The organism is Amycolatopsis sp. NBC_01480, from assembly GCF_036227205.1.
GTDB lineage: Bacteria > Actinomycetota > Actinomycetes > Mycobacteriales > Pseudonocardiaceae > Amycolatopsis.
The window spans coordinates 2,880,916-2,900,510 of the sequence record NZ_CP109442.1 but is presented as its reverse complement, the minus strand read 5'-3'; the positions used below and the strand labels follow the sequence as shown (position 1 = coordinate 2,900,510).

At 70.6% G+C, this 19,595-nt stretch carries 21 protein-coding genes and 1 riboswitch; of the genes, 11 read left to right on the top strand and 10 right to left on the bottom strand.

The genetic code is table 11. The features are described 5' to 3' along the window. Positions 1-24: 24 nt before the first annotated feature. Entirely contained in the window at positions 25-2,331 is a 2,307-nt protein-coding gene (purL, locus tag OG371_RS13775) for a phosphoribosylformylglycinamidine synthase subunit PurL (RefSeq protein ID WP_329069182.1), read from the top strand. Between the two features lie 8 nt (positions 2,332-2,339). Here the strand turns inward: purL and OG371_RS13770 are convergent, their stop codons facing one another. From OG371_RS13770 to OG371_RS13750, 5 genes are all read right to left on the bottom strand, one after another. Beyond that, entirely contained in the window at positions 2,340-3,437 is a 1,098-nt protein-coding gene (locus tag OG371_RS13770) for a pentapeptide repeat-containing protein (RefSeq protein ID WP_329069180.1), read from the bottom strand. Between the two features lie 4 nt (positions 3,438-3,441). Beyond that, complete coding sequence (locus tag OG371_RS13765; RefSeq protein ID WP_329069178.1) at positions 3,442-4,329, bottom strand: hypothetical protein; 888 nt, start codon at positions 4,327-4,329, stop codon at positions 3,442-3,444. A gap of 177 nt (positions 4,330-4,506) precedes the next feature. Further along, positions 4,507-5,403 carry a lysozyme gene (locus OG371_RS13760; protein ID WP_329069176.1) on the bottom strand — a complete coding sequence of 299 codons (897 nt, stop codon included), beginning with the start codon at positions 5,401-5,403 and terminating at the stop codon, positions 4,507-4,509. 173 nt (positions 5,404-5,576) lie between these two features. Beyond that, positions 5,577-6,389: a lysozyme gene (locus OG371_RS13755; protein WP_329069174.1), complete on the bottom strand. Its 813-nt coding sequence runs from the start codon at positions 6,387-6,389 to the stop codon at positions 5,577-5,579. Positions 6,390-6,613: 224 nt separating this feature from the next. Further along, positions 6,614-7,279, bottom strand: a complete 666-nt coding sequence (locus OG371_RS13750) for a type VII secretion system-associated protein (RefSeq protein WP_329069172.1) — start codon at positions 7,277-7,279, stop codon at positions 6,614-6,616. Between the two features lie 59 nt (positions 7,280-7,338). Between OG371_RS13750 and OG371_RS13745 the strand changes: the two genes are divergently transcribed. The 4 genes from OG371_RS13745 (at position 7,339) to OG371_RS13730 (ending at position 9,848) form a co-directional block, all read left to right on the top strand. Continuing rightward, entirely contained in the window at positions 7,339-7,719 is a 381-nt protein-coding gene (locus OG371_RS13745; RefSeq protein WP_329069170.1) for a sterol carrier family protein, read from the top strand. Positions 7,720-7,892: 173 nt separating this feature from the next. Next, positions 7,893-8,774: a helix-turn-helix domain-containing protein gene (locus OG371_RS13740; RefSeq protein ID WP_329069168.1), complete on the top strand. Its 882-nt coding sequence runs from the start codon at positions 7,893-7,895 to the stop codon at positions 8,772-8,774. A gap of 440 nt (positions 8,775-9,214) precedes the next feature. Next, entirely contained in the window at positions 9,215-9,454 is a 240-nt protein-coding gene (locus OG371_RS13735; RefSeq protein WP_329069166.1) for a DUF397 domain-containing protein, read from the top strand. Next, positions 9,441-9,848 carry a hypothetical protein gene (locus OG371_RS13730; protein WP_329069164.1) on the top strand — a complete coding sequence of 136 codons (408 nt, stop codon included), beginning with the start codon at positions 9,441-9,443 and terminating at the stop codon, positions 9,846-9,848. Before OG371_RS13735 ends, OG371_RS13730 begins: the two co-directional genes overlap by 14 nt. A 67-nt stretch (positions 9,849-9,915) precedes the next feature. Here OG371_RS13730 and OG371_RS13725 read toward each other — a convergent pair whose 3' ends face one another. Beyond that, positions 9,916-10,533 (bottom strand): response regulator transcription factor, encoded by a 618-nt coding sequence (locus OG371_RS13725; RefSeq protein ID WP_329069162.1) that lies wholly within the window; start codon positions 10,531-10,533, stop codon positions 9,916-9,918. Beyond that, positions 10,455-11,708 (bottom strand): sensor histidine kinase, encoded by a 1,254-nt coding sequence (locus OG371_RS13720; protein ID WP_329069161.1) that lies wholly within the window; start codon positions 11,706-11,708, stop codon positions 10,455-10,457. The genes OG371_RS13725 and OG371_RS13720 overlap by 79 nt, the downstream gene beginning before the upstream one ends. Before the next feature lie 173 nt (positions 11,709-11,881). Here OG371_RS13720 and OG371_RS13715 point away from each other — a divergent pair, with 173 nt between their 5' ends. The 5 genes from OG371_RS13715 (at position 11,882) to arfB (ending at position 15,924) form a co-directional block, all read left to right on the top strand. Continuing rightward, positions 11,882-12,250: a hypothetical protein gene (locus OG371_RS13715; protein ID WP_329069159.1), complete on the top strand. Its 369-nt coding sequence runs from the start codon at positions 11,882-11,884 to the stop codon at positions 12,248-12,250. A gap of 23 nt (positions 12,251-12,273) precedes the next feature. Beyond that, entirely contained in the window at positions 12,274-12,678 is a 405-nt protein-coding gene (locus OG371_RS13710) for a hypothetical protein (protein ID WP_329069157.1), read from the top strand. Positions 12,679-12,835: 157 nt separating this feature from the next. Next, a complete protein-coding gene (gene purF / locus OG371_RS13705; protein WP_329069154.1) occupies positions 12,836-14,359 on the top strand; it encodes an amidophosphoribosyltransferase in 1,524 nt (507 codons plus the stop codon). 31 nt (positions 14,360-14,390) lie between these two features. After that, complete coding sequence (gene purM, locus OG371_RS13700; protein WP_329069152.1) at positions 14,391-15,461, top strand: phosphoribosylformylglycinamidine cyclo-ligase; 1,071 nt, start codon at positions 14,391-14,393, stop codon at positions 15,459-15,461. 34 nt (positions 15,462-15,495) lie between these two features. Then, entirely contained in the window at positions 15,496-15,924 is a 429-nt protein-coding gene (gene arfB / locus OG371_RS13695; RefSeq protein WP_329069150.1) for an alternative ribosome rescue aminoacyl-tRNA hydrolase ArfB, read from the top strand. A gap of 48 nt (positions 15,925-15,972) precedes the next feature. On the opposite strand, the gene OG371_RS13690 is transcribed toward arfB, so the two are convergent. From OG371_RS13690 to OG371_RS13680, 3 genes are all read right to left on the bottom strand, one after another. Then, a complete protein-coding gene (locus OG371_RS13690) occupies positions 15,973-16,719 on the bottom strand; it encodes a GNAT family N-acetyltransferase (RefSeq protein ID WP_329069148.1) in 747 nt (248 codons plus the stop codon). Positions 16,720-16,898: 179 nt separating this feature from the next. After that, positions 16,899-17,555 (bottom strand): VanZ family protein, encoded by a 657-nt coding sequence (locus OG371_RS13685; protein WP_329069146.1) that lies wholly within the window; start codon positions 17,553-17,555, stop codon positions 16,899-16,901. A 258-nt stretch (positions 17,556-17,813) separates the two neighbouring features. After that, positions 17,814-18,710 (bottom strand): Gfo/Idh/MocA family protein, encoded by an 897-nt coding sequence (locus OG371_RS13680; protein ID WP_329069145.1) that lies wholly within the window; start codon positions 18,708-18,710, stop codon positions 17,814-17,816. Positions 18,711-18,753: 43 nt separating this feature from the next. Then, positions 18,754-18,887: riboswitch (cobalamin riboswitch) on the top strand. 15 nt (positions 18,888-18,902) lie between these two features. Between OG371_RS13680 and OG371_RS13675 the strand changes: the two genes are divergently transcribed. Continuing rightward, entirely contained in the window at positions 18,903-19,562 is a 660-nt protein-coding gene (locus tag OG371_RS13675) for a hypothetical protein (RefSeq protein WP_329069143.1), read from the top strand. Positions 19,563-19,595: the final 33 nt, after the last annotated feature.

Below are 19,595 nucleotides of genomic sequence, written 5' to 3'. Positions count from 1 at the left end.
TGGCCAACACGTAGTCTTGAGCCCGTGGCGAACCCTGACACGGACACCGTGACCAGCACCGTTGACACCACCGCGCGCGCCGCGGAGACCCCGGAAGCGACGCAGCCGTACCTCGAACTCGGCCTCGCCGAAGACGAGTACACGCGGATCCGCGAGATCCTCGGCCGCCGTCCCACCGACGCCGAGCTGGCGATGTACTCGGTGATGTGGAGCGAGCACTGCTCGTACAAGTCGTCGAAGAAGCACCTGCGCTACTTCGGCGAGACGGCCACGGACGAGATGAAGTCGAAGATGCTCGCGGGCATCGGCGAGAACGCCGGCGTGGTCGACATCGGCGAGGGCTGGGCCGTCACGTTCAAGGTGGAGAGCCACAACCATCCGTCCTATGTGGAGCCGTACCAGGGCGCGGCGACCGGTGTCGGCGGCATCGTGCGCGACATCATGGCCATGGGCGCGCGGCCGCTCGCGGTGGCGGACGCGCTGCGCTTCGGCCCCGCGGACGCGCCGGACACCAAGCGCGTGCTGCCCGGCGTGGTCGCGGGGGTCGGCGGCTACGGCAACTGCCTGGGCCTGCCGAACATCGGCGGCGAGCTGGTGTTCGACCCCTCGTACGCGGGCAACCCGCTCGTGAACGCCCTGTGCGTCGGCGCGATGCGGGTCGAGGACCTGCACCTGGCGTTCGCCTCGGGCACCGGCAACAAGATCATCCTGTTCGGCGCGCGCACCGGCCTCGACGGCATCGGCGGCGTCTCCGTGCTGGCCAGCGACACCTTCTCCGGCGACGAGTCGGCGGCCGGGCGCCGCAAGCTGCCGAGCGTGCAGGTCGGCGACCCGTTCACCGAGAAGGTGCTGATCGAGTGCTGCCTCGACCTGTTCAAGGAGGAGCTGGTCGTCGGCATCCAGGACCTCGGCGGCGCCGGGCTGTCCTGCGCGACCTCGGAGCTGGCGGCCGCGGGTGACGGCGGCATGCAGATCTACCTCGACCGCGTTCCGTTGCGCGCCACCGGGATGACGCCGGCCGAGGTGCTCTCCAGCGAGTCGCAGGAGCGCATGTGCGCGGTCGTCTCGCCGGAGAACGTCGAGGCGTTCATGGCCGTGTGCCGCAAGTGGGACGTGATCGCCACCGACATCGGCGAGGTCACCGACGGCGAGCACCTGGTGATCACCTGGCACGACGAGGTCGTGGTCGACGTCCCGGCGCACACCGTGGCGCACCAGGGCCCGGTGTACGACCGGCCGATCCAGCGTCCGTCCACTCAGGACGCCCTGATCGCGGACACCTCGGCGAACCTGCCGCGTCCGTCCACTCCGGACGAGCTGCGCGCGGACCTGTTGAAGCTGATCTCGTCGCCGAACCAGGCGTCGAAGGAATGGGTCACCTCGCAGTACGACCGCTACGTGCGCGGCAACTCCGTGCTCGCCCAGCCGTCGGACTCCGGCATGATCCGGATCGACGAGTCCAGCGGCCGCGGCGTCTCGGTGGCCACGGACTGCAACTCGAAGTTCGTCTACCTCGACCCGTACCGCGGCGCGCAGCTGGCGCTGGCCGAGGCGTACCGCAACGTGGTCACCGGCGGCGCGACCCCGGTCGCGGTCTCGGACTGCCTGAACTTCGGCGCCCCGACCGACCCGGCCGTGATGTGGCAGTTCGAGCAGGCCGTGCACGGCATCGCCGACGGCTGCGTCGAGCTGGGCATCCCGGTCACCGGCGGCAACGTGAGCTTCTTCAACCAGACCGGTTCGACGGCCATCCTGCCCACCCCGGTGATCGGCGTGCTCGGCGTGATCGACGACGTCACCCGCCGCATCCCGACCGGCATCGGCGCGGAGGCCGGCGAGACGCTGCTGCTGCTCGGCGACACCCACGACGAGCTGGACGGCTCGGCCTGGGCCCGCGAGCTGCACGGCCACCTCGGCGGCGTGCCCCCGCGCGTGGACCTGGCCCGCGAAAAGCTGCTGGGCGAGATCCTGGTGGCCGGCTCGCGCGACGGGATGATCTCCGCCGCGCACGACCTCTCCGACGGCGGCTTGGCGCAGGCGCTCGTCGAGACCGTCCTCATCGGACAGTGCGGCGCGCGCGTGTTCCTCGACGCCGACCAGGACCCGTTCGTGCAGCTGTTCTCCGAGTCCGCGGGCCGGGTGCTGGTGGCCGTGCCGCGCACCGAGGAGCTGCGGTTCACCGAGATGTGCACCGCGCGCGGCCTGCCGTGGCGCAAGACCGGCGTGGTCGACCCGGAGTCCGGCGCCCTGGAGCTGCAGGGCATCACCGAGTTCACGCTGGACGAGCTGCGGACCGCTTTCGAGAGCACGCTGCCCGCGCTGTTCGACTGAAGTTTGTTCTAGAGGGGCCGTTCCCGGGTTTCCGGGGGCGGCCCCTTTCGCTCGGTCAGGCGTGCGGACCCGTCGGGGAGCGGTTCCAGTTCCCAGTCCTGCGGCAGGATGACGTCCTTTGTGGACTGCACTTTGGTGTTGTACAGCGAAGGCCGCTCTGGCTCCCGCGCGAAGTCCAGCTCGGTGTGGCCCTGGAAGGACGTGCGGCTCAGGTCCAGTGAGCCGTCGAAGGAAGCGCCGGTGAACACGGCCTCCTTGGCGAACACCGCGTCCTTGAACGTGGTGCGGCCGCTGAAGACGGTCTCGGTGAAGTCGGCCTTCTCGCTGAACTTGGTGCCGCTGAACCACGCGTGGTCGAGGAATTTCGCGCCCCGGCAACGGAAGTAGCCGATCTGCCGGCCGTCTTCCGTACCCGCGGTGGTGAAGTAGGCGCGGCCGGTGATCACGCAGCCGCTGAGATTGGTGCTGCTGTAGAGCGCCGCGTACCGCAGCAGCAGCCCGCCGATCCGGCGGCCGGAGAGGTCCAGGTACTCCAGTACGGCGCCGGTCAGGTCGAGGTCGTACGCGGCACCGTCCACTTCGGACGTGCGGGGCAGCAGCTCCGCGACGAGCCGTTGCGCGGTCAGCCGGACCTGTAGCTCCCGCTCGTCCTCGGCAGACGGCTTGCTGTCGTCGTAGCGCGCGTGGGTGAACGGGCGGCGCAGATACGAGCACAACACGTCCAGCACCGTCTGCGTGTACAGCGGACGGCTGCGCGCGAGGCCCGCCAGCGCGTGCAGCGCGCCGACGCGCACCTGGTCGGCCTCGTGGCCGAGCAGCTCGACGGATTTCGCGAACCGCTCGTCGGAGATCCGCTCGCGGTCCTGCTCGGCGCGGCTCATCTCCAGGTCGTGCCGCCGCCGCTCGACCTCCTGCCGTGCCTCCTCGACGCGACGGCGGCGGTCGTTGAGCCACAGCGCGTACAGCGCGACGACCGCGCCGCCGGCCAGGCCCGCGGTCTTCAGCGCGTCGCTGCGGCTGGTCGCGGGGTCGGTCAGCAGCCAGCCGCCGACCCCGCAGAGCAGCACGAAAGACGCGACGAACGTCCAGAGCAGGGGGGATCGCACCGCGTCAGTAGGCGATGACGAAGAACCCGCCGATGCACCACTTGCCGTCGAACGAGCTCGCGATCACCGAGCCGTTGGCGTCCTTGCCGGACACCGAGCCGCTGATCGTGGCCGTGACGATCGCGCTGCCCGAGTACTCGCCCGCCTTCAGCTGCGGCGTGCCGGCGGTGGACTCGGTGATGCTGTCCTTGGAGAAGGACTCGCTGCCCTGGCAGACCATCGAGCTGGCGCCGGCGGCGTCCTTCGCGTTGATCTTCGCCAGGAACGCCTCGACGGTCGACTTGCCTTCGCCCGAGTCACCGCTGCCGCCCGTGCCGGGGGATTGGGACTGGTCGGTGGGCGGCGAGGACTCGTCCGTCGGCAGCCCCGGCGCCGAGGTGCCGGGCAGCCGCTGCTGCGAAGGCGGGTTCTGCGCGGTGTTCGTGTTGCTGTCCTTGCTCAGGAAGAAGCCGGGCGCGACGAAGCCGGTGATGCCGAGCGCGACGACCAGGACCACCGCCACGGCGATCCCGACCCACAGCGCGGTCTTGTTCTTCTGCGGCGGCGGCCCACCCGGACCGCCCGGCCCGCCGAAGCCCTGGCCGTACTGCTGCTGGTTCGGGTCCCAGCCCTGCGGCGGCTGGTTGGGGTCCCAGCCCTGCTGCGGGTACTGCTGGGTCGGGTACGGCTGCTGGCCCTGCTGGTACGGCTGCCCGTACGGCTGCTGCTGGTTCGGGTCCCACGGCTGCTGCGGCGCGTTGGGGTCCCAGCCCTGCGGCTGTTGCGGCTGCTGCTGCGCGTTCGGGTCCCAGCCCGGCTGCTGCGGGACCCCGCCCGACGGGGGCTGCTGCTGCCAGCCCTGGCCGTAAGGGTCGGGCTGGCCGCCCTGCCCGGGCTGCGGTGGGTAGGTCATCTCCGGTTCCGCCTTCCTGCTGCACCGATTCGCGCCGCGGTCTGACGCCCGGTGAGCGCCGGCGGTTCCTCCGCCCCACAGTGCCTGCATTCTGCAAGGTCGGGCGGCCCGGCACAAAAGCGGCTCCCGGCCGCCCCGCCGCCGGACGGCGCGGGACGGCCGGGAGCCACCGGTGGATCAGCCGTTGGCCAGCGCCTGGACCCGGTCCAGACCACCGTTGAAGGTGTCCTGGTCGATCGGGCTCGAGGTGTACTGCCAGACGGTGTAATAGCCCCAGCCGTTCGGCAGCGCGCCGACCGACGAGGCGTACCGCGCGACCCAGAGCGGGACGGTGTCGCCGAAGGTCTGCGACGTGCCCACGCACTGGCTCCACCAGCTCGTCGAGGTGTAGATCACGGGCCAGCGGCCGGTCTTGGCGTGGTAGGTGTCGTGGAAGTCGCGGATCCACGCGCCCATCGACGCCTGACTCAGCCCGTAACAGGTGTCGCCGTACGGGTTGTACTCCATGTCCAGCGCGCCCGGCAGGGTTTTGCCGTCGCCCGACCAGCCGCCGCCGTGGGCCACGAAATACGTGGCCTGCGCGGCGCCGCTCGACGTGTTCGGGGTGGCGAAGTGGTACGCGCCGCGGATGAAGCCCTGGTTGTACGAACCGTTGTACTGCTGCGCGAAGTACGGGTTCGTGTAGTTGGTGCTTTCCGTCGCCTTGGTCCAGACGAACCGCTTGCCCTGGCCCCACCAACTGGCCCAGTCGACGTTGCCCTGATAACTGGCGACGTCGATGCCGGCGGTGGTCGCCAGCACCTGGTTCGGAATGGCGGTGGCCGGCTGCGGCTGCTGCGCCGCGGCGTCGGTGCCGGGGGTGGAGGCGTCGCCTTCGACCCGCCGGATCTGCGACCCCAGCGCGTGGTTGTGGACCATGATGTCGTTGTTGATCGAGTTGATCTTATTCGCCGACTGGTCCGGGTTGTTCGGAATGGCCGTCGCCTGAGCCGTGGAGCCGAGCAGGAGCGCCACGGTGGGGATGGCCAGGACGGAGAGCAGAATCGAGCGCCGTCCTCTTCGGGAAGTGGACATCGTTGAATCCCTTCACAGATACCCTCGCTGAGGGCGGCTATTGCAGGTAGCCGCCCGTGGGGAGATTCTTGAGGACAGGCTCGCGTTTGTCATCAAGTTCCGCGAAGTTAAAAGTTCACGTGGGTGATTTTCCTCAGTGGATGATCGTCAATTCGTCAGCAGATAACAAATGTTCACCCGATTGCCAGATTGCGCAGGAGCGCGAGGGGGCCGTTGAGCCAGTTCTGGTCGCCCGGCAGCACACCCTGGTCCGCGAACTGCCAGATCGACTGGCTGGTCCAGCCGGCGGGCAGCTCCCCGACCTGGGTGTTGTAGCGCGCCAGCCACAGTGGATTCGCGCCGAACGCGGGACTGTTGCCGGTGCACTTCTTCCACCAGCTCGTGGACGTGTAGATGGTCGGCAGCCGGCTGGTGCGCGCGCGGTAGGTGTCCGAGAAGGACTGGATCCACGCGACGAGCGAGCCCGGGTCCTTGGCGTAACAGGTGTCGCCGTACGGGTTGTACTCCATGTCCAGCGCGCCCGGCAGGGTCTTGCCGTCGCCGGACCAGCCGCCGCCGTGCGCGATGAAGTAGTTGGCCTGCGTGGCGCCGTCCGAGACGTCGGGCCGGGCGAAGTGGTAGGCGCCGCGGACGAGCCCGACGGCGTAGGAGCCGTTGTACTGCTGGGTGAACTGGGGGCTGACGAACCCGGTGCCCTCGGTTGCCTTGATGTAGACGAACTTCGCGCCCGCATTCGCGGCGGCCGGCCAGTCGACGGGGCCCTGGTGCCCGCTCACGTCGTGGCCGAGCACCTGGTCCTCGGCCGAGTACTGGACGTTCGGCGTGCCGTCGACGCCCTCGTGTTTCGCGATCTGCGAGCCGGCGAAGTTGTCGTCGGCCCCGGCGTAGCTCGGCGCCGCTTCGGCGGGCGGCCCGCACAGTGCCAGCCCGGCCACGCCGGCGGAGAGAACCGCGCCGAAGCGCAGCAGTGGATTGCGACGCTTCACCGCGGACTCCCAACCGGACGCGTGTACTCCTTACTCGGCCACGATGCCCGCCCGCCGCCGTTCCGGCGAATCGGTGATCACTCAAACGGGTCATTCGCCCAGGTCAAAGGCAGGTCTGGGACAGGCGCTGTCCCTGTGGGTGATCCACTTCGGGCCCGCCGTCAAGGCCCCCTTGACCGCGTCGGACGCGGTCAAGGAGTCCTTAACGGGTTCGAGGCGAGGGTTCAGCGCCGCTCTTCGGCCAGCGCCTTGATCAGGTGCTCCGCCGGGACGACGGCGGTGATCAGGTCGTGCGGGTTGACCGCCACCGGGTGGCCGGCCAGCAGGCCCACGATGTCGCGGCCCAGCACGGCGCGGGCGTGCGGCCATTCCCGCGGCACCAGCGACTTGCGCGTGTACGCGGGCACGAGCACGCGGCCGTCGGTGTTGTGGAAGCCGATGATCGTGCGCTGGATCGGCGACATCGCGTAGACGAACAGCGTCGCGTCCAGGATCACCTGCGGCAGGTCCTCGGCCGGCCGGTGCTCGGTGCGCACGAGCTGCAGCAGCTGCTCGAGGTCGTTGGCGGGCTCGGGGAAGCCGAGCGCCTTCGGGGACGGCCGGTAGCGGTCGTTGGGGTGGAAGTCCTCGACGACGTCGCCCGCGCCGTTCACCGGGTACGCGCCCACCACGGCCCACGACGGGACCGGGCCGTTGGGGTCGAAGGCCTCGTCGATGACGTACAGCCAGCTGTTGGGGTTCGCCCGCGCGTTGGCCCGCATCTCCTCGGTGATCTCCGGCTTGCCCTGCGGGCCCCGGCGGCCGTGCCGCCCGCCCGATGGCTGTTTCCCGCGGCGCTCCGCGGGGGTGGTCCGGGAAGCCGTCCGATCTGCCTCGTCCCGCTGCGCCATCGCCGTCCCTCGGTGCCGGGTGCCAGAAATCTCGTGTGCGGCCACTCTACTGTTCTCCCATGGCCTCATCGCGTTCGGTCGACCCCGCTGAGTTACGAGCCGCGGTGCTGGCCGTTTCCGGCTGGCTGCGAGGTGAGGGCCCGGATCCGGCGCGGCCCGAGCTGGCCGCGGCCGTCCGGCTGAGCCTGCGGACGCTGGCCCAGGACACGCCCGGGCACACCGTCGAGGTCCGCGTTCCGCCGTTCGCGGCAGTGCAGTGCGTCGAAGGGCCCCGGCACACCCGCGGCACGCCGCCGAACGTGATCGAGACGGACCCGCGCACCTGGCTCGAGCTGGCGACCGGCCGGCTCGGCTGGGACGACGCCGTGGCCGCCGGGCGCGTGACCGCGTCGGGCACCCGGGCCGACCTTTCACACTGGCTCCCGGTAGTCCGCCTTTGATCCACTCGGGTCCGGATCGGCCAATACTCACCTGACTGTGTCCTTTGACTCCGACTCTCCGTAGAATGCCGGGACGGGGCCTGAGCCTTGCTATACGGCGTGGCACCGTAGGTGTACTTTGGGTAGTCGGGCTGAATCCCCAGGTCAACCAGCGGCGTACGGAAGGTCCGGTCATGAACGCGGTGAACGCGTCCGGTGGTGGTGAGCAGAGTCTCGGGCCCACCGCCCGCCGCATGATCCTCGGCTCGCAGCTGCGCAGGCTGCGCGAAGACGCGGGCATCACCCGTCAGCAAGCCGGCTACAACATCCGCGGCTCGGAGTCCAAGATCTCGCGCCTCGAGCTGGGCCGGGTCGGCTTCAAAGAGCGCGACGTCAGCGACCTGCTGACGATGTACGGCGTGGCCGACGCCGAAGAGCGGCGCTCGTTCCTCGAGATGGTCAAGCAGTCGAACGAAGCCGGCTGGTGGCGGAAGTTCGGCGAAACCGTGCCGGGCTGGTTCACCGACCTCGTCGGCCTGGAAGAGGCGGCGTCGCGGATCCAGATCTGGGAGCCGCTGTTCGTCTCCGGCCTGCTGCAGGTCGAGCAGTACGCGCGGGCGATCTTCAGCCACGGCCGCCCGGAGATGGCGGACGAGCGGGTCGACCAGCTGGTGGCCCTGCGCATGCGGCGGCAGAAGATGCTGGCCCGCCCGGACGCGCCGCGGATCTGGGCGGTGCTCGACGAATCGGTGCTGTACCGGCCGATCGGCGGGCCGAAGGTGTTCAAGCAGCAGCTGGAGTACCTGCTCGAGGTGACCACGCTGCCGCACGTCTCGGTGCAGATCCTCCCGTACTGCCGCAGTGGCCTCTCAGCCGAGCACGCGTTTTCGTTGCTGCGCTTCGCCGAGACGGAGCTGCCGAACATCGCGTACGTCGAATACCTGACCGGCGCCCACTACCTCGACAAGCGGGACGAGATCGAGAAGTACGGCCGCGCGCTCGACCTGCTGGCCGTCGACGCCGAGACCCCGGAACGCAGCCGGGCCCGGCTGGCGAAGCGCCGTCAGGAGATCTGACCCGGCGGTTCCGGCGGGGCTCTTTCTCTTGGAGGGGCGGGCGATCCGGAGCATTGGCAAGTCACCTTCTCAGGCTGTCTTCCACGCGCCTGGCCGGCTGGACGTCGGCGTCCGGCCGATCACGAGGCTTGACCTGCTGCGTCGGATGGCCGTTTCGCGCCTGAATCGCCGGGCCAACCGCCGGGACGTCCGGTACGCCGCTCAGCGCAGCGCGACCATTACCCGGCAAAGGAACACTCACTGTAGTTATTCACCCTATCGGGTACCGGTGTTTTCGCCCGGCTGGGACTTTCTACTGAACTGAGTCGTCACTCAGGGAGAAACTTGCAAAAACTTCTGCACGTGCATTTACCGCTGCAAGCGCGCGTGCTAGCGTCGAAGTCACAGGCAAATGCACATGCATATTCCTGAGCTTTTCACCGTCCCGGAAGGTGGGGATCATGGCTGAGCGGTTCGAGAACGGTGTTCCGGCCGACCGTCTGACCGGCGCCGCCTGGCGTAAGGCGAGCTACAGCGGCTCGGTCGGCAACTGCGTGGAGGTCGCCCCACTCACCTCCGGCGAGATCGCGATGCGCAACTCGCGCTTCCCGACCGGACCGGCGCTGGTGTACACCCGCGCCGAGATGGCTGCCTTCCTCGCGGGAGCGAAGGACGGGGAATTCGACGATGTCCTCCAGTGACATCCTCGACCCCCACCGCGGCCCCGGCGCCGCACCGGTAGTCCTCGACATCGAGACCGGCCTGCAGGAGCTGATCGCCCGCGGGTACCAGTTCGTGCACCCGGCGAACGAACATGGCGAGGTGCTCGCCGTGGTCGGGGTCCGCGTCCACGACGACGTGGTCGACGTGGTCCGGCTCAACGCCGAGGACGACGTGGTCGCGCTGCGCGTGCCCGGCACCGAGGAGAACGTCCTCGAGCCCGAGAAGTGGTTGTGGCGCACCAAGGGTGAAGCAGCCGAGGTGCTCGCCGAGGTACTCGCGCTGCCCGACCGCCAGGAGCCGGAGGGCTCCCAGGCCAAGGGCTGTTGGGTGCCCGGCCGCGGCGGCACGTCCAAGTGGCTCGCGGCCCGCTGAGGCCGCGTCGACCCAGTTCTTCAGGCCCCGTACGAAGTGTCCCAATACACCTCGTGCGGGGCCTGTCTCATGCCTGCGGCATTTCCAGTCCGGCCCGGACGGCGAGGACGACGAGTTGGGCGCGGGAGCGGGCGTTGAGTTTGGCCATGGCTCGTGTCACGTGGGTGCGGACGGTGGCGGGCGAAAGGAACAGTGCCTCGGCGATCTCGGTGTTGGACCGGCCGGTGGCCACCGACGCGGCGATTTCCCGTTCCCGGCTGGTGAGGGTGTCGAGGCCGTCGACCGCGGTGGGCAGCGTCCAGCGTTGCGCGAAGGTGGACACCATCAGGCGGGTCACCGAAGGGGACAGCAGCGCTTCGCCGGCTGCCACGACGCGGACCGCGTGGACGAGTTCGGCCGGGGCGCTGTCCTTCAGGATGAAGCCGCTGGCCCCGGCGCCGAGGGCCTCGAACACGTACTGGTCGATCTCGAACGTCGTCACCACGATGACCCGTACCTGGCCCAACGCCGGATCGGCGGCGAGGCGGCGCAACACCTCCAGCCCGTCCAGGCCGGGCATCCGGATGTCCAGCAGCATCACGTCGGCGGGGCTGTGGCGCAGCCGGGTCAGGGCCTGCTGCCCGCTGTCGGCCTCACCGACCACCCGCATGTCGTCCTCGCGTTCGACGAGTACCCGCAAGCCCATCCGGACCAGCTGATGGTCGTCGACCAGCAGTACCCGGATCGTCGGGCCGGCTCCGGCGCGGGCAGCCAGGCCACGACCTGGAATCCGCCGCCGTCACGGGGGCCGGCGGCCAACCGGCCGTCCAATTCCTCGACGCGGCGGCGCATCCCGGCCAGTCCACGGCCGGCCGCCGTCCCAGGCGCGTTGAGACCGATGCCGCGGTCGGTCACCCGGACCTCAACATGCCGGTCGCCCCGGTCGATCGCGACCTCGGCCTGAGTCGGCCCGGCGTGGCGCAGCACGTTCGTCAACGCCTCCTGCACGACCCGGTAGACGGTGGCGCCCAGCTGCTCGGGCAGATCAGGACCGTCGGTCGCCAGCTCCACTGGCAGGCCACCGGCGCGGACCTGCTGGATCAGGCCGCCGAGACCGGCGACTCCGGCCGGGTCGCCGGGCTGCGGCGAACGAGGGTGGAAGGTGTCCAGCATCCGCCGCAGGTCGGCGAGCGCGGCGGTGCTGGTCTCCTGGATGGCTTCCAGCGACAGCCGGGCCTGGTCCCGCTGCTCGTCGAAGACGAGTAACGCGACCCCGGCCTGCATGGTGACCAGCGCGAAGCCGTGGCCGGCGATGTCGTGCACCTCGCCGGCCAGCCGCATCCGCTCCTCGAGGGCGGTGCGGGCGATGAGGTCCCGCCGCGCCCGCCGGCGGGCCGCGTTCGTCACGTGGATCAACGCGCCGAGCGACCACGGCAGCACGATCCAGCTGGTCCAGGCCAGGGCCAGCAGCAGCGGGGTGTGCCCGTCGCCGATCAGCCGGAGCAGGATCGTGGCCGAGGAGATCACCGCCGCCAGCCCGCCGGCCGCCGCCGAAACGGTCAACGGGCGTTGCCGGGCCAGCTCGAACACCGTGATCACCAGGCACAACAGCACCGGGCCGTAGGGATATCCGGCCAGCAGGTACGCGTTGACCAGCAGCACCGCGCCGGTCAGCGCGCCCAGCGGCATGGTTCGCCGCGGGACCGCCGTCACGGCCGCGGCCGCCACCAGCAGCACCAGGCCGACCGCGTCCAACGGCCGGGAGCGGCCGGTCTGCCCGGCGGAGTCGGCCATCGTGCCGGCGACCACGGCCACCGCGAGCGCGGCGCCGAGCACCACGTCCGACCACGCCGGACGCGTCAGCCGATCGCCGAACACCATGCCGCTGAGCGTGCTCGCCGGAGCGCGGCGGCACATCAGCGTCGTGCCGACACCTGAGTACGTCAGTTGACGTAGTTCCGCGCCGCGAAGACCGCTTTGCGTCCGACGCGGTCACCGGCCGGCCGAGCCGACCATGGCTCTCGTCCGATCCGGCAGCTGAAGGAGACCTGGCCATGGCAGAGCAAACCCGGGTGGCGATCGTCCGCGCCACCGGACGGCACCGGTCGCTGCTGATCGCCACTTGCGCCGCGCTGGCCCTCGCTGCCATCGCCGACGAAGCCACCGGTTACGACGGGCCCGGCCCGTTCGTCTACCTGGCGGTCGCCGTGGTCGTGGCGCTGGTCCGAGGGCGGTACACCCCGTTGGTGGCCACCGCCATGAGCGCGTTCTTCCTCTTCGGAGGGTTCGCGTCGTCCCAGTTCAGGTCCACGCTGACCCACCCTTCGGCAGTGTTCGACTTCGCCGCCGGCTGGGTGCAGGTGCTCAGTTTTGTTGCCGCTGCGGTGTTTTCGGTGGCCTCGGGCCTCCGCGCCACCCGTTGACCCCACTTGTGAAGGAGCTCGTCATGTCCCGTTTCAACCGGAACACCCTCATCGCGTTCGCCGGCCTGCTCGTCGGCATCGTCGGGCTGCTGATCCAGTGGGCCGCCGACCCGGCGAAGTTCGCGAACGGCGAGAAGTCGTTCGGCTTTTCCGCCTTCCCGCCGGGCATCCTGTTCATCGTGGGGGCCGGGCTGCTGATGCTGCTCACCTCGCGCTGGTGGTGGCACCCGGTGTTCGGCGTGCTCATCGCGTTCTGGATCGTCGTCGTCGGCGGACTGTCCGGCCAGCTGACGCCCAACCTGTTCTCGGCCAACCCGGGCACGGTCGCGGGCAACGTCGTCATGGTGATCGGGCTCGCCGCCGCCGGGGCCGCCGGGGTGATCGGCATGGTCAAGGCGCGGCGCGGCCGTCGGGCGCCGGCCCGGTGAGTGTGCCCGGTCCGTCCCCGGTGCGAGGATCCGCCGCCGGTCACGGGCCCGGGACCTCGAGGGTGAAGTGGGCAGAACCACGTCGCGTCCGCCGTTTATCGGCTTGACACCCTTTACACTTGAGTCGGCCTGACCACGTCTTCCTGGGAGCACCTCGGTGGTTTCCGACCCGTCCAGCACTGATCAGCCCGACCCGGAACCCCGCGAGGAGTGTGGCGTCTTCGGCGTCTGGGCTCCCGGGGAAGAGGTCGCGAAGCTGACCTACTACGGCCTGTACGCCCTGCAGCACCGCGGGCAGGAGGCAGCGGGCATCTCGGTGTCCGACGGCTCGCAGATCGTGGTCTTCAAAGACCTCGGCCTGGTCAGCCAGGTGTTCGACGAACAGGTGCTGCAGTCGTTGCAGGGCCACATCGCCGTCGGCCACTGCCGCTACTCCACCACCGGCGCGACGATCTGGGAGAACGCGCAGCCGATCTTCCGGACCACTGCCACCGGCAGCGGGCTTTCCTTTGCCCACAACGGCAATCTGGTCAACACCTCGGAGCTGCGCGAGCGCACCATCGCCGCGGGCCTGAAGCCGCACGCCGGGCTCACCGGCTCGTCGAGCGACTCGGACCTGATCTGCGGGCTGCTCGCCGCGAACGCGGCCGACAAGGGCATCGAGGCAGCCGCCCTGGAGCTGCTGCCGACCCTGGTCGGCGCGTTCTGCCTGGTCTTCGCCGACGAGAACACGCTGTACGCGGCGCGCGACCCGCACGGGGTGCACCCGCTGGTGCTCGGCCGGCTGGAGCGCGGCTGGGTGGTGGCGAGCGAGACGGCGGCGCTGGACATCTGCGGCGCGTCGTTCGTCCGCGAGGTCGAGCCCGGCGAGCTGATCGCGATCGACGCCTCGGGCCTGCGCTCCTCGCGGTTCGCCAACCCCGACCCCAAGGGCTGCGTCTTCGAGTACGTCTACCTGGCCCGCCCGGACACCACCATCGCCGGCCGCAGCGTGCACGCCACCCGCGTGGAGATCGGGCGCCGCCTGGCCCTCGAGCACCCGGCCGACGGTGACCTGGTGATGCCCGTGCCGGAGTCCGGCACCCCCGCCGCGATCGGCTACGCGCAGGGCTCGGGCATCCCGTACGGCACCGGTCTGGTGAAAAACGCCTATGTCGGGCGCACCTTCATCCAGCCGTCGCAGACCATCCGCCAGCTGGGCATCCGGCTGAAGCTGAACCCGCTGCGCGACGTCATCCGCGGCAAGCGCCTGGTGGTGGTCGACGACTCCATCGTCCGCGGCAACACCCAGCGCGCGCTCGTGCGCATGCTGCGGGAGGCGGGCGCGCTGGAGGTGCACGTCCGGATCGCGTCGCCGCCGGTGCGGTGGCCGTGCTTCTACGGCATCGACTTCGCCTCGCGGGCCGAACTGGTGGCCAACGGCGTCGACCTCGACGGCATCCGCCGCTCCATCGGAGCCGACTCGCTGGGCTACATCTCGCTCGACGGCCTCGTCGCGGCGTCGGAGCAGCCGAAAACGCGCCTGTGCACGGCCTGCTTCTCCGGCGAGTACCCGATCGCGCTGCCCGACGACGCGCTCATCGGCAAGCACCTGCTGGAGAGCATGGACGCGGTCAATGGCGCGGCGACCCCGGTCAGCCCCGCGGGGTACGGTGCCGAAGACGCCGTCCGGCGTCCCTAGTCACAGCTTGTCCAAGAGGGAGTCCGCTTCCGTGAGCGAGTCCACGAGCGCCACGTACGCCGCCGCCGGGGTCAGCATCGACGCCGGTGACCAAGCCGTCGAGCTGCTCAAGCCACATGCCGAGCGCGCCACGCGACCAGAGGTCCGCGGCGGGGTCGGCGGCTTCGCCGGGCTCTTCTCGCTCAAGCTCGACCGGTGGAAGGAGCCCGTGCTCGCCTCGTCCACCGACGGCGTCGGCACCAAGATCGCCGTCGCGCAGGCGCTGGACAAGCACGACACCGTGGGCATCGACCTGGTCGCCATGGTGGTCGACGACCTGGTGGTCACCGGCGCCGAGCCGCTGTTCCTGCAGGACTACATCGCCGTCGGCAAGGTGGTGCCGGAGAAGATCGCGGCGCTGGTCGGCGGCATCGCGGAGGGCTGCGTGCAGGCCGGCTGCGCGCTGCTCGGCGGCGAGACGGCCGAGCACCCGGGCCTGATGGGCGAGCACGACTACGACATGTCGGCCACCGGCGTCGGCGTGGTCGAGGCGTCCGCGCTGCTCGGCCCGGAGCGGGTCCGCCCCGGCGACGTGGTGCTGGCGATGGGCGCGTCCGGCCTGCACTCGAACGGCTACTCGCTGGCCCGGCACGTGCTGCTGGACATCGCGCGCATGCCGCTGGACGGGCACGTCGAGGAGTTCGGCCACACGCTCGGCGAGGAACTGCTGGTGCCGACCCGGATCTACGCCAAGGACTGCTTGGCGCTGGCCGCCGAGACCGAGGTGCGCACGTTCGCGCACATCACTGGCGGCGGCCTGGAGGCCAACCTCGCGCGTGTGATGCCGCGTGGCCTGGTCGCGAGGCTGGAGCGCGGGAGCTGGACGCCGGCGCCGGTGTTCGCGGTGATCGGGCAGCGCGGCAAGGTCGAGCGGGCCGAGCTGGAGAAGACGTTCAACATGGGCGTCGGCATGGTCGCGATCGTCTCGGCCGAGGACGTCGACCGGGCGCTGGCCGTGCTCACCGCGCGGCACGTGCCGGCCTGGATCCTCGGCGACGTGCAGCCGGCGGAGAACCCGGACGGCGCGCGCGCCGTGCTGTCGGGCGACCACCCGCGCTTTTAGAAACGCGGTTGGCGCAACCTGACAGACTGGACGGGTGGCAGAGGACGTGGTGATCGGCTCCCGGTTCGTGGTACCCGGGGCCGAGCTGAGCGAGCGCTTCTCCCGGTCGTCCGGACCGGGCGGGCAGGGCGTGAACACCACGGACTCCCGGGTCGAGTTGTCGTTCGACGTGGCCGGCTCCGCGGTGATCCCGCCGCAGCTGAAGGAGCGCATCCTGGCCCGGCTTTCGGGACGGCTGGTCGACGGCGTGCTGACCATCGCCGCCAGCGAGCACCGCTCCCAGTTGATGAACCGGGACGCGGCGCGCGAGCGGCTCGCCTCGATGCTGCTGGCCGCCTCCGCGCCGCCGCCGGCCAAACGGCGTCCCACCAAGCCTTCCCGGGGCTCGAAGGAACGCCGCCTGGCCGCGAAGAAACGCCGTGGCGACGTGAAACGCGGCCGCGGCGGGCGCTTCGACGACTGACTGCTCGTGAGTGGCTATGCCGGTTCTAACCGTCATAGCCACTCACGACTAGCGCAGCGAGAGGTGCACGCACTCGCCCGCCGGCTGGTACCCGACGCGCAGGTACACCGTGGCGATGCCCTCGTCGCCGGGCGTGAGGAAGGCCGCGTGCCCGCCCTGCGCGTACACGACGCGCGTGAGGTGCGCGGTGATGGCCGAAGCGATGCCGCGCTGCCGGTACGCGGCGGCGACGGCGATGCCGGCGATCTCGGCGGTGCCGGCCTCGACCTCCAGCGCCACGCCGCCGCCGATGATCTCGCCGGTGGCCGTGTCCTCGGCGAGCACGGCCCGATCGCCGTACGCCAGTGTGCTGGCCAAATCGGTGTCGGACACGTCCGGGGACTCGCCGTAGGCCACGTTCTGCGCCGAACGCATCCCGCGCGCGTCGGCCTCGTTCGACGGGGAGCGCAGCCCGACGCCGTCGGGCGCGGGGCGATCGAGGAAGTCCGTGCGGGTGCAGGTCATGAGCGGGATCCGCCGTTCCAGTGCGTAACCCTGCTTGACCAGGAGTTCTTCGAGGTCCGGGGCGGCCTCGGTGAAGAACTCGAACCGCGGGAGCAGGCCGCGGCGGCGGTAGGCCCCGGTCAGCTCGGCGATCTCGGCGGGCGACGCCGTGGCGCCGTCGTCGGGGATCGCGTAGTTGAGCATCGGGTGGTCGGTGTCCCGCGCGAAGGTGGCGAGGAACGGGCCGACGCGTTCGGTGTCACGGCCGCGCGGCGCGGTCGTGCGGACATAAGCCTGAAGAGCCGATGACACGAGTGGGAGAACCCTTTCGGGATCGAAGAAGGAGCGCATGCAGAGCAGGCGCTAGGGCGACGCTGAGGAGCTCGCGTCAGGCCTGACCTCGGCCGACGCGGGCAGCGGCGGCAAACATAGGCGTTCCTTCAGCCGAAACGGGTTCGGCCCCGAGTCTGGCACTCAGGGCAAGCGAGTTTTCAGCGCCGCTCGGGATGGCCGACGCCGGCGTAACGCGTGTCCCAGACCGAGCGCGGCACGCGCAGCCGCAGCGTCGGCGCCTCGCAGACGGTCCGCCGCACCTGCCGCGGGATCGGCGGCGGGGCCGTCGGCAGGTCGAGCCAGCGCCAGCCGCGCCGGGTCAGCGCCGCGCCGATCGTGGCGCCGAGGGTGTTGAGCAGGACGTCGTCGGTGGAGCTGACGCGGCCGTTGTGGATCACGAACTGCAGTGCCTCGATCAGCACGGACGCGCTCATCGCGGCCAGCGCGACCCGGCTCACCGCACGCATTCGCCGCACCCGGATCGGGAGCAGCGCGCCCAGGGGACAGAGCATCAGGAGGTTGCCGATGACCTGCCAGAGCGAGCCGTCGTCGGACAGCGCGTCGGACAGGTCGGCGCCGGGGACCAGGTCGAGGGTGCTCGTGTCGGCGTCGCCCACGGGCATCAGCACCAGGAAGCCCACCAGCACGCCGAGGGTCACGGTGGCGACATCGACCGCGGAGGTCAGGGAGGCGTGGCGGATGCCGGTTCTTCGCCGCCTCCTCGCCGTGAGCAGGGGCCAGCTGATCAGCGCGTAGGGCAGCGCGATGGCCGTCAACGGGATCATCCCCCAGAAAGCGCGCAGCAAAGCACCCATGCGCTTCCCTTCTCAGAGCCCCTCTGAACTGCTTCTTCCCGCCCTCCCAAGATCAACCTTCGCACCACAAGATCCACTTGGCATGCCCAGTGGCCCGCACTATTCGGTGATCTTCCGGTGGCGCGAAACGGCTTCCCGTGGTTCGGTCGAGGCGCGGACCGTCCACAGTGGATGCTGTGGACAACCCTGTGGAAGGATTCCGGGCGCTTACGCGAAAGTCTTATTTCACAACGGAAATTAGCGAAGACGGCCTGTGTACTACTCGGCCAGCTCGCGGGCCCGCTCGATGATCGAAGACAGGTGCAGACCGCGGCGGACGTCGCACGGGTGAGTGGTGGTGCCGCTCGCGATCATCGCCGCGAAGTCGTCCAGCAGGGCGGTGTAGGACTCCCCGGCCGTGCCTGCTTTACGGCCGAGCGTCCGGTATCCGTGCTCGCCGTAAACGGCGATCTCGACCACGGTGGGCTGGACCGGCAGGTGCAGCGAGAGCGTCGCGGTGCTCGTCGCGCCGCCTTCGTGGGCCAGCAGCAGCTGCCAGAGGTCGTCCTCGCCGCGGTGGGCCGCGAGCACGTCGGTGATCCGGCCGAGGGCGGCGTCGAGCAGGTCGAACGCGTGCGGGCCGATGTCGGCGAGCGCGCCGCCGGAGGTGTCCTGGCGCCAGGCCGAAGTCGCGTACCGGCCGCCGAGCAGCGCGCCCGAGAGCCAGCGGGCGCCGCCGCCGCGCCAGCCGCCGGCGCGGGTGATGCCCTCGAGCCATTCGCGGGTCTGCGTGGAGAACCGCAGGGTGAGCATGACCAGCGACGCGACGTCGTTCGCGGCCACGGCGTCGGCGAGCCGCTGCGCGCCGGCCAGGTCGGCGGCGATCGGCTTCTCCAGGATCAGGTGCTTGCCCGCCTCGGCGGCCTTGACCGCCAGCTCGGCCTGCACGGCCGGCGGGACGGCGAACGCCAGCGCGTCGACCTGCGAGAACAGCTCGTCCAGCTGATCGGTGCCGATCGCCCCGTGGGCGTCGGCCAGCTCCTTCGCGGCGTCGGCGCGGCGGGCCCAGACGGCGGCGAGCGTCGTGCCGGGATGATCGGCCAGGCCGGGCGCGTGCACCGTGGTCGCCCACGGACCGGTTCCGACGAGTCCGACGCGCAGCTGTCCGAGTCCCACGCCCGGAAGTGTAGGTGTGTCCGTTCTCGCTTCCTGCGGGTCCCTCCGGTGGGCTAACGTCTGTGCGTTCTACACCACGAACGGGGGAAGCCGGTGTGATTCCGGCGCTGACCCGCAACCGTGATCGGCCTGGTCGAGGCCGTGAGCCGGATCGCCCGCCGTGGTCCGACTCGATGCGAGGTTCGTCAACCGATGTCTGTTCCTTCGCTCGCCTGGGGGCGAGTTCTCTCCGTCTGTGCCCTGCTCTTCACCGCCGGCCTGGCCGGGGCCGGCCCGGCGGCCGCGACCGTGCCCGGGAAGGGCACCGCGGGTTATTGCCCGGACGCCACCGGGGTCACCGTGATCGTCGACTACCAGGACCTGGGCGGTGACACGCTGATCCGCTGCGCGCCCGGGCCGCAGGAGAACGGCGTCACGGCCATGCAGAACGCGGGCCTGGACCTGGCCGGCGCCGGCAAGTACGGGCTGGCGCTGATCTGCAAGATCGAGGGCAAGCCCGCCGACCAGTCGTGCTCCGGCATGCCGCCGGAGAGCGCGTCGTGGAGCTTCTGGACCGCCACGAACGGCGGCAAGTGGGAGTCGAGCCAGGTCGGCGTGCAGGGCTGGAAGCCGCCGGCGGGCAGTTTCGAGGGCTGGTCGTTCGCGCACAACAAGGCGTTCGCGGACTACCCGCCGCCGCGGACCGCGCCCGTCCGGCAGGCGAACGCGCCGGCCCAGGCGCCCGCCAGTCAGTCCACCTCGGACAGTGGTTTCCCGTGGGGGCTGGTGATCGGCATCGTGGTGATCGTGCTGATCGCGGCCGCCGGGGTGGTGACGGGGCTGCGGCGCAGGCGTGGCGCGGACCGCTCGTGAGCCGCGCGGCCGGTCGCGGGCCCCGCTGACCGG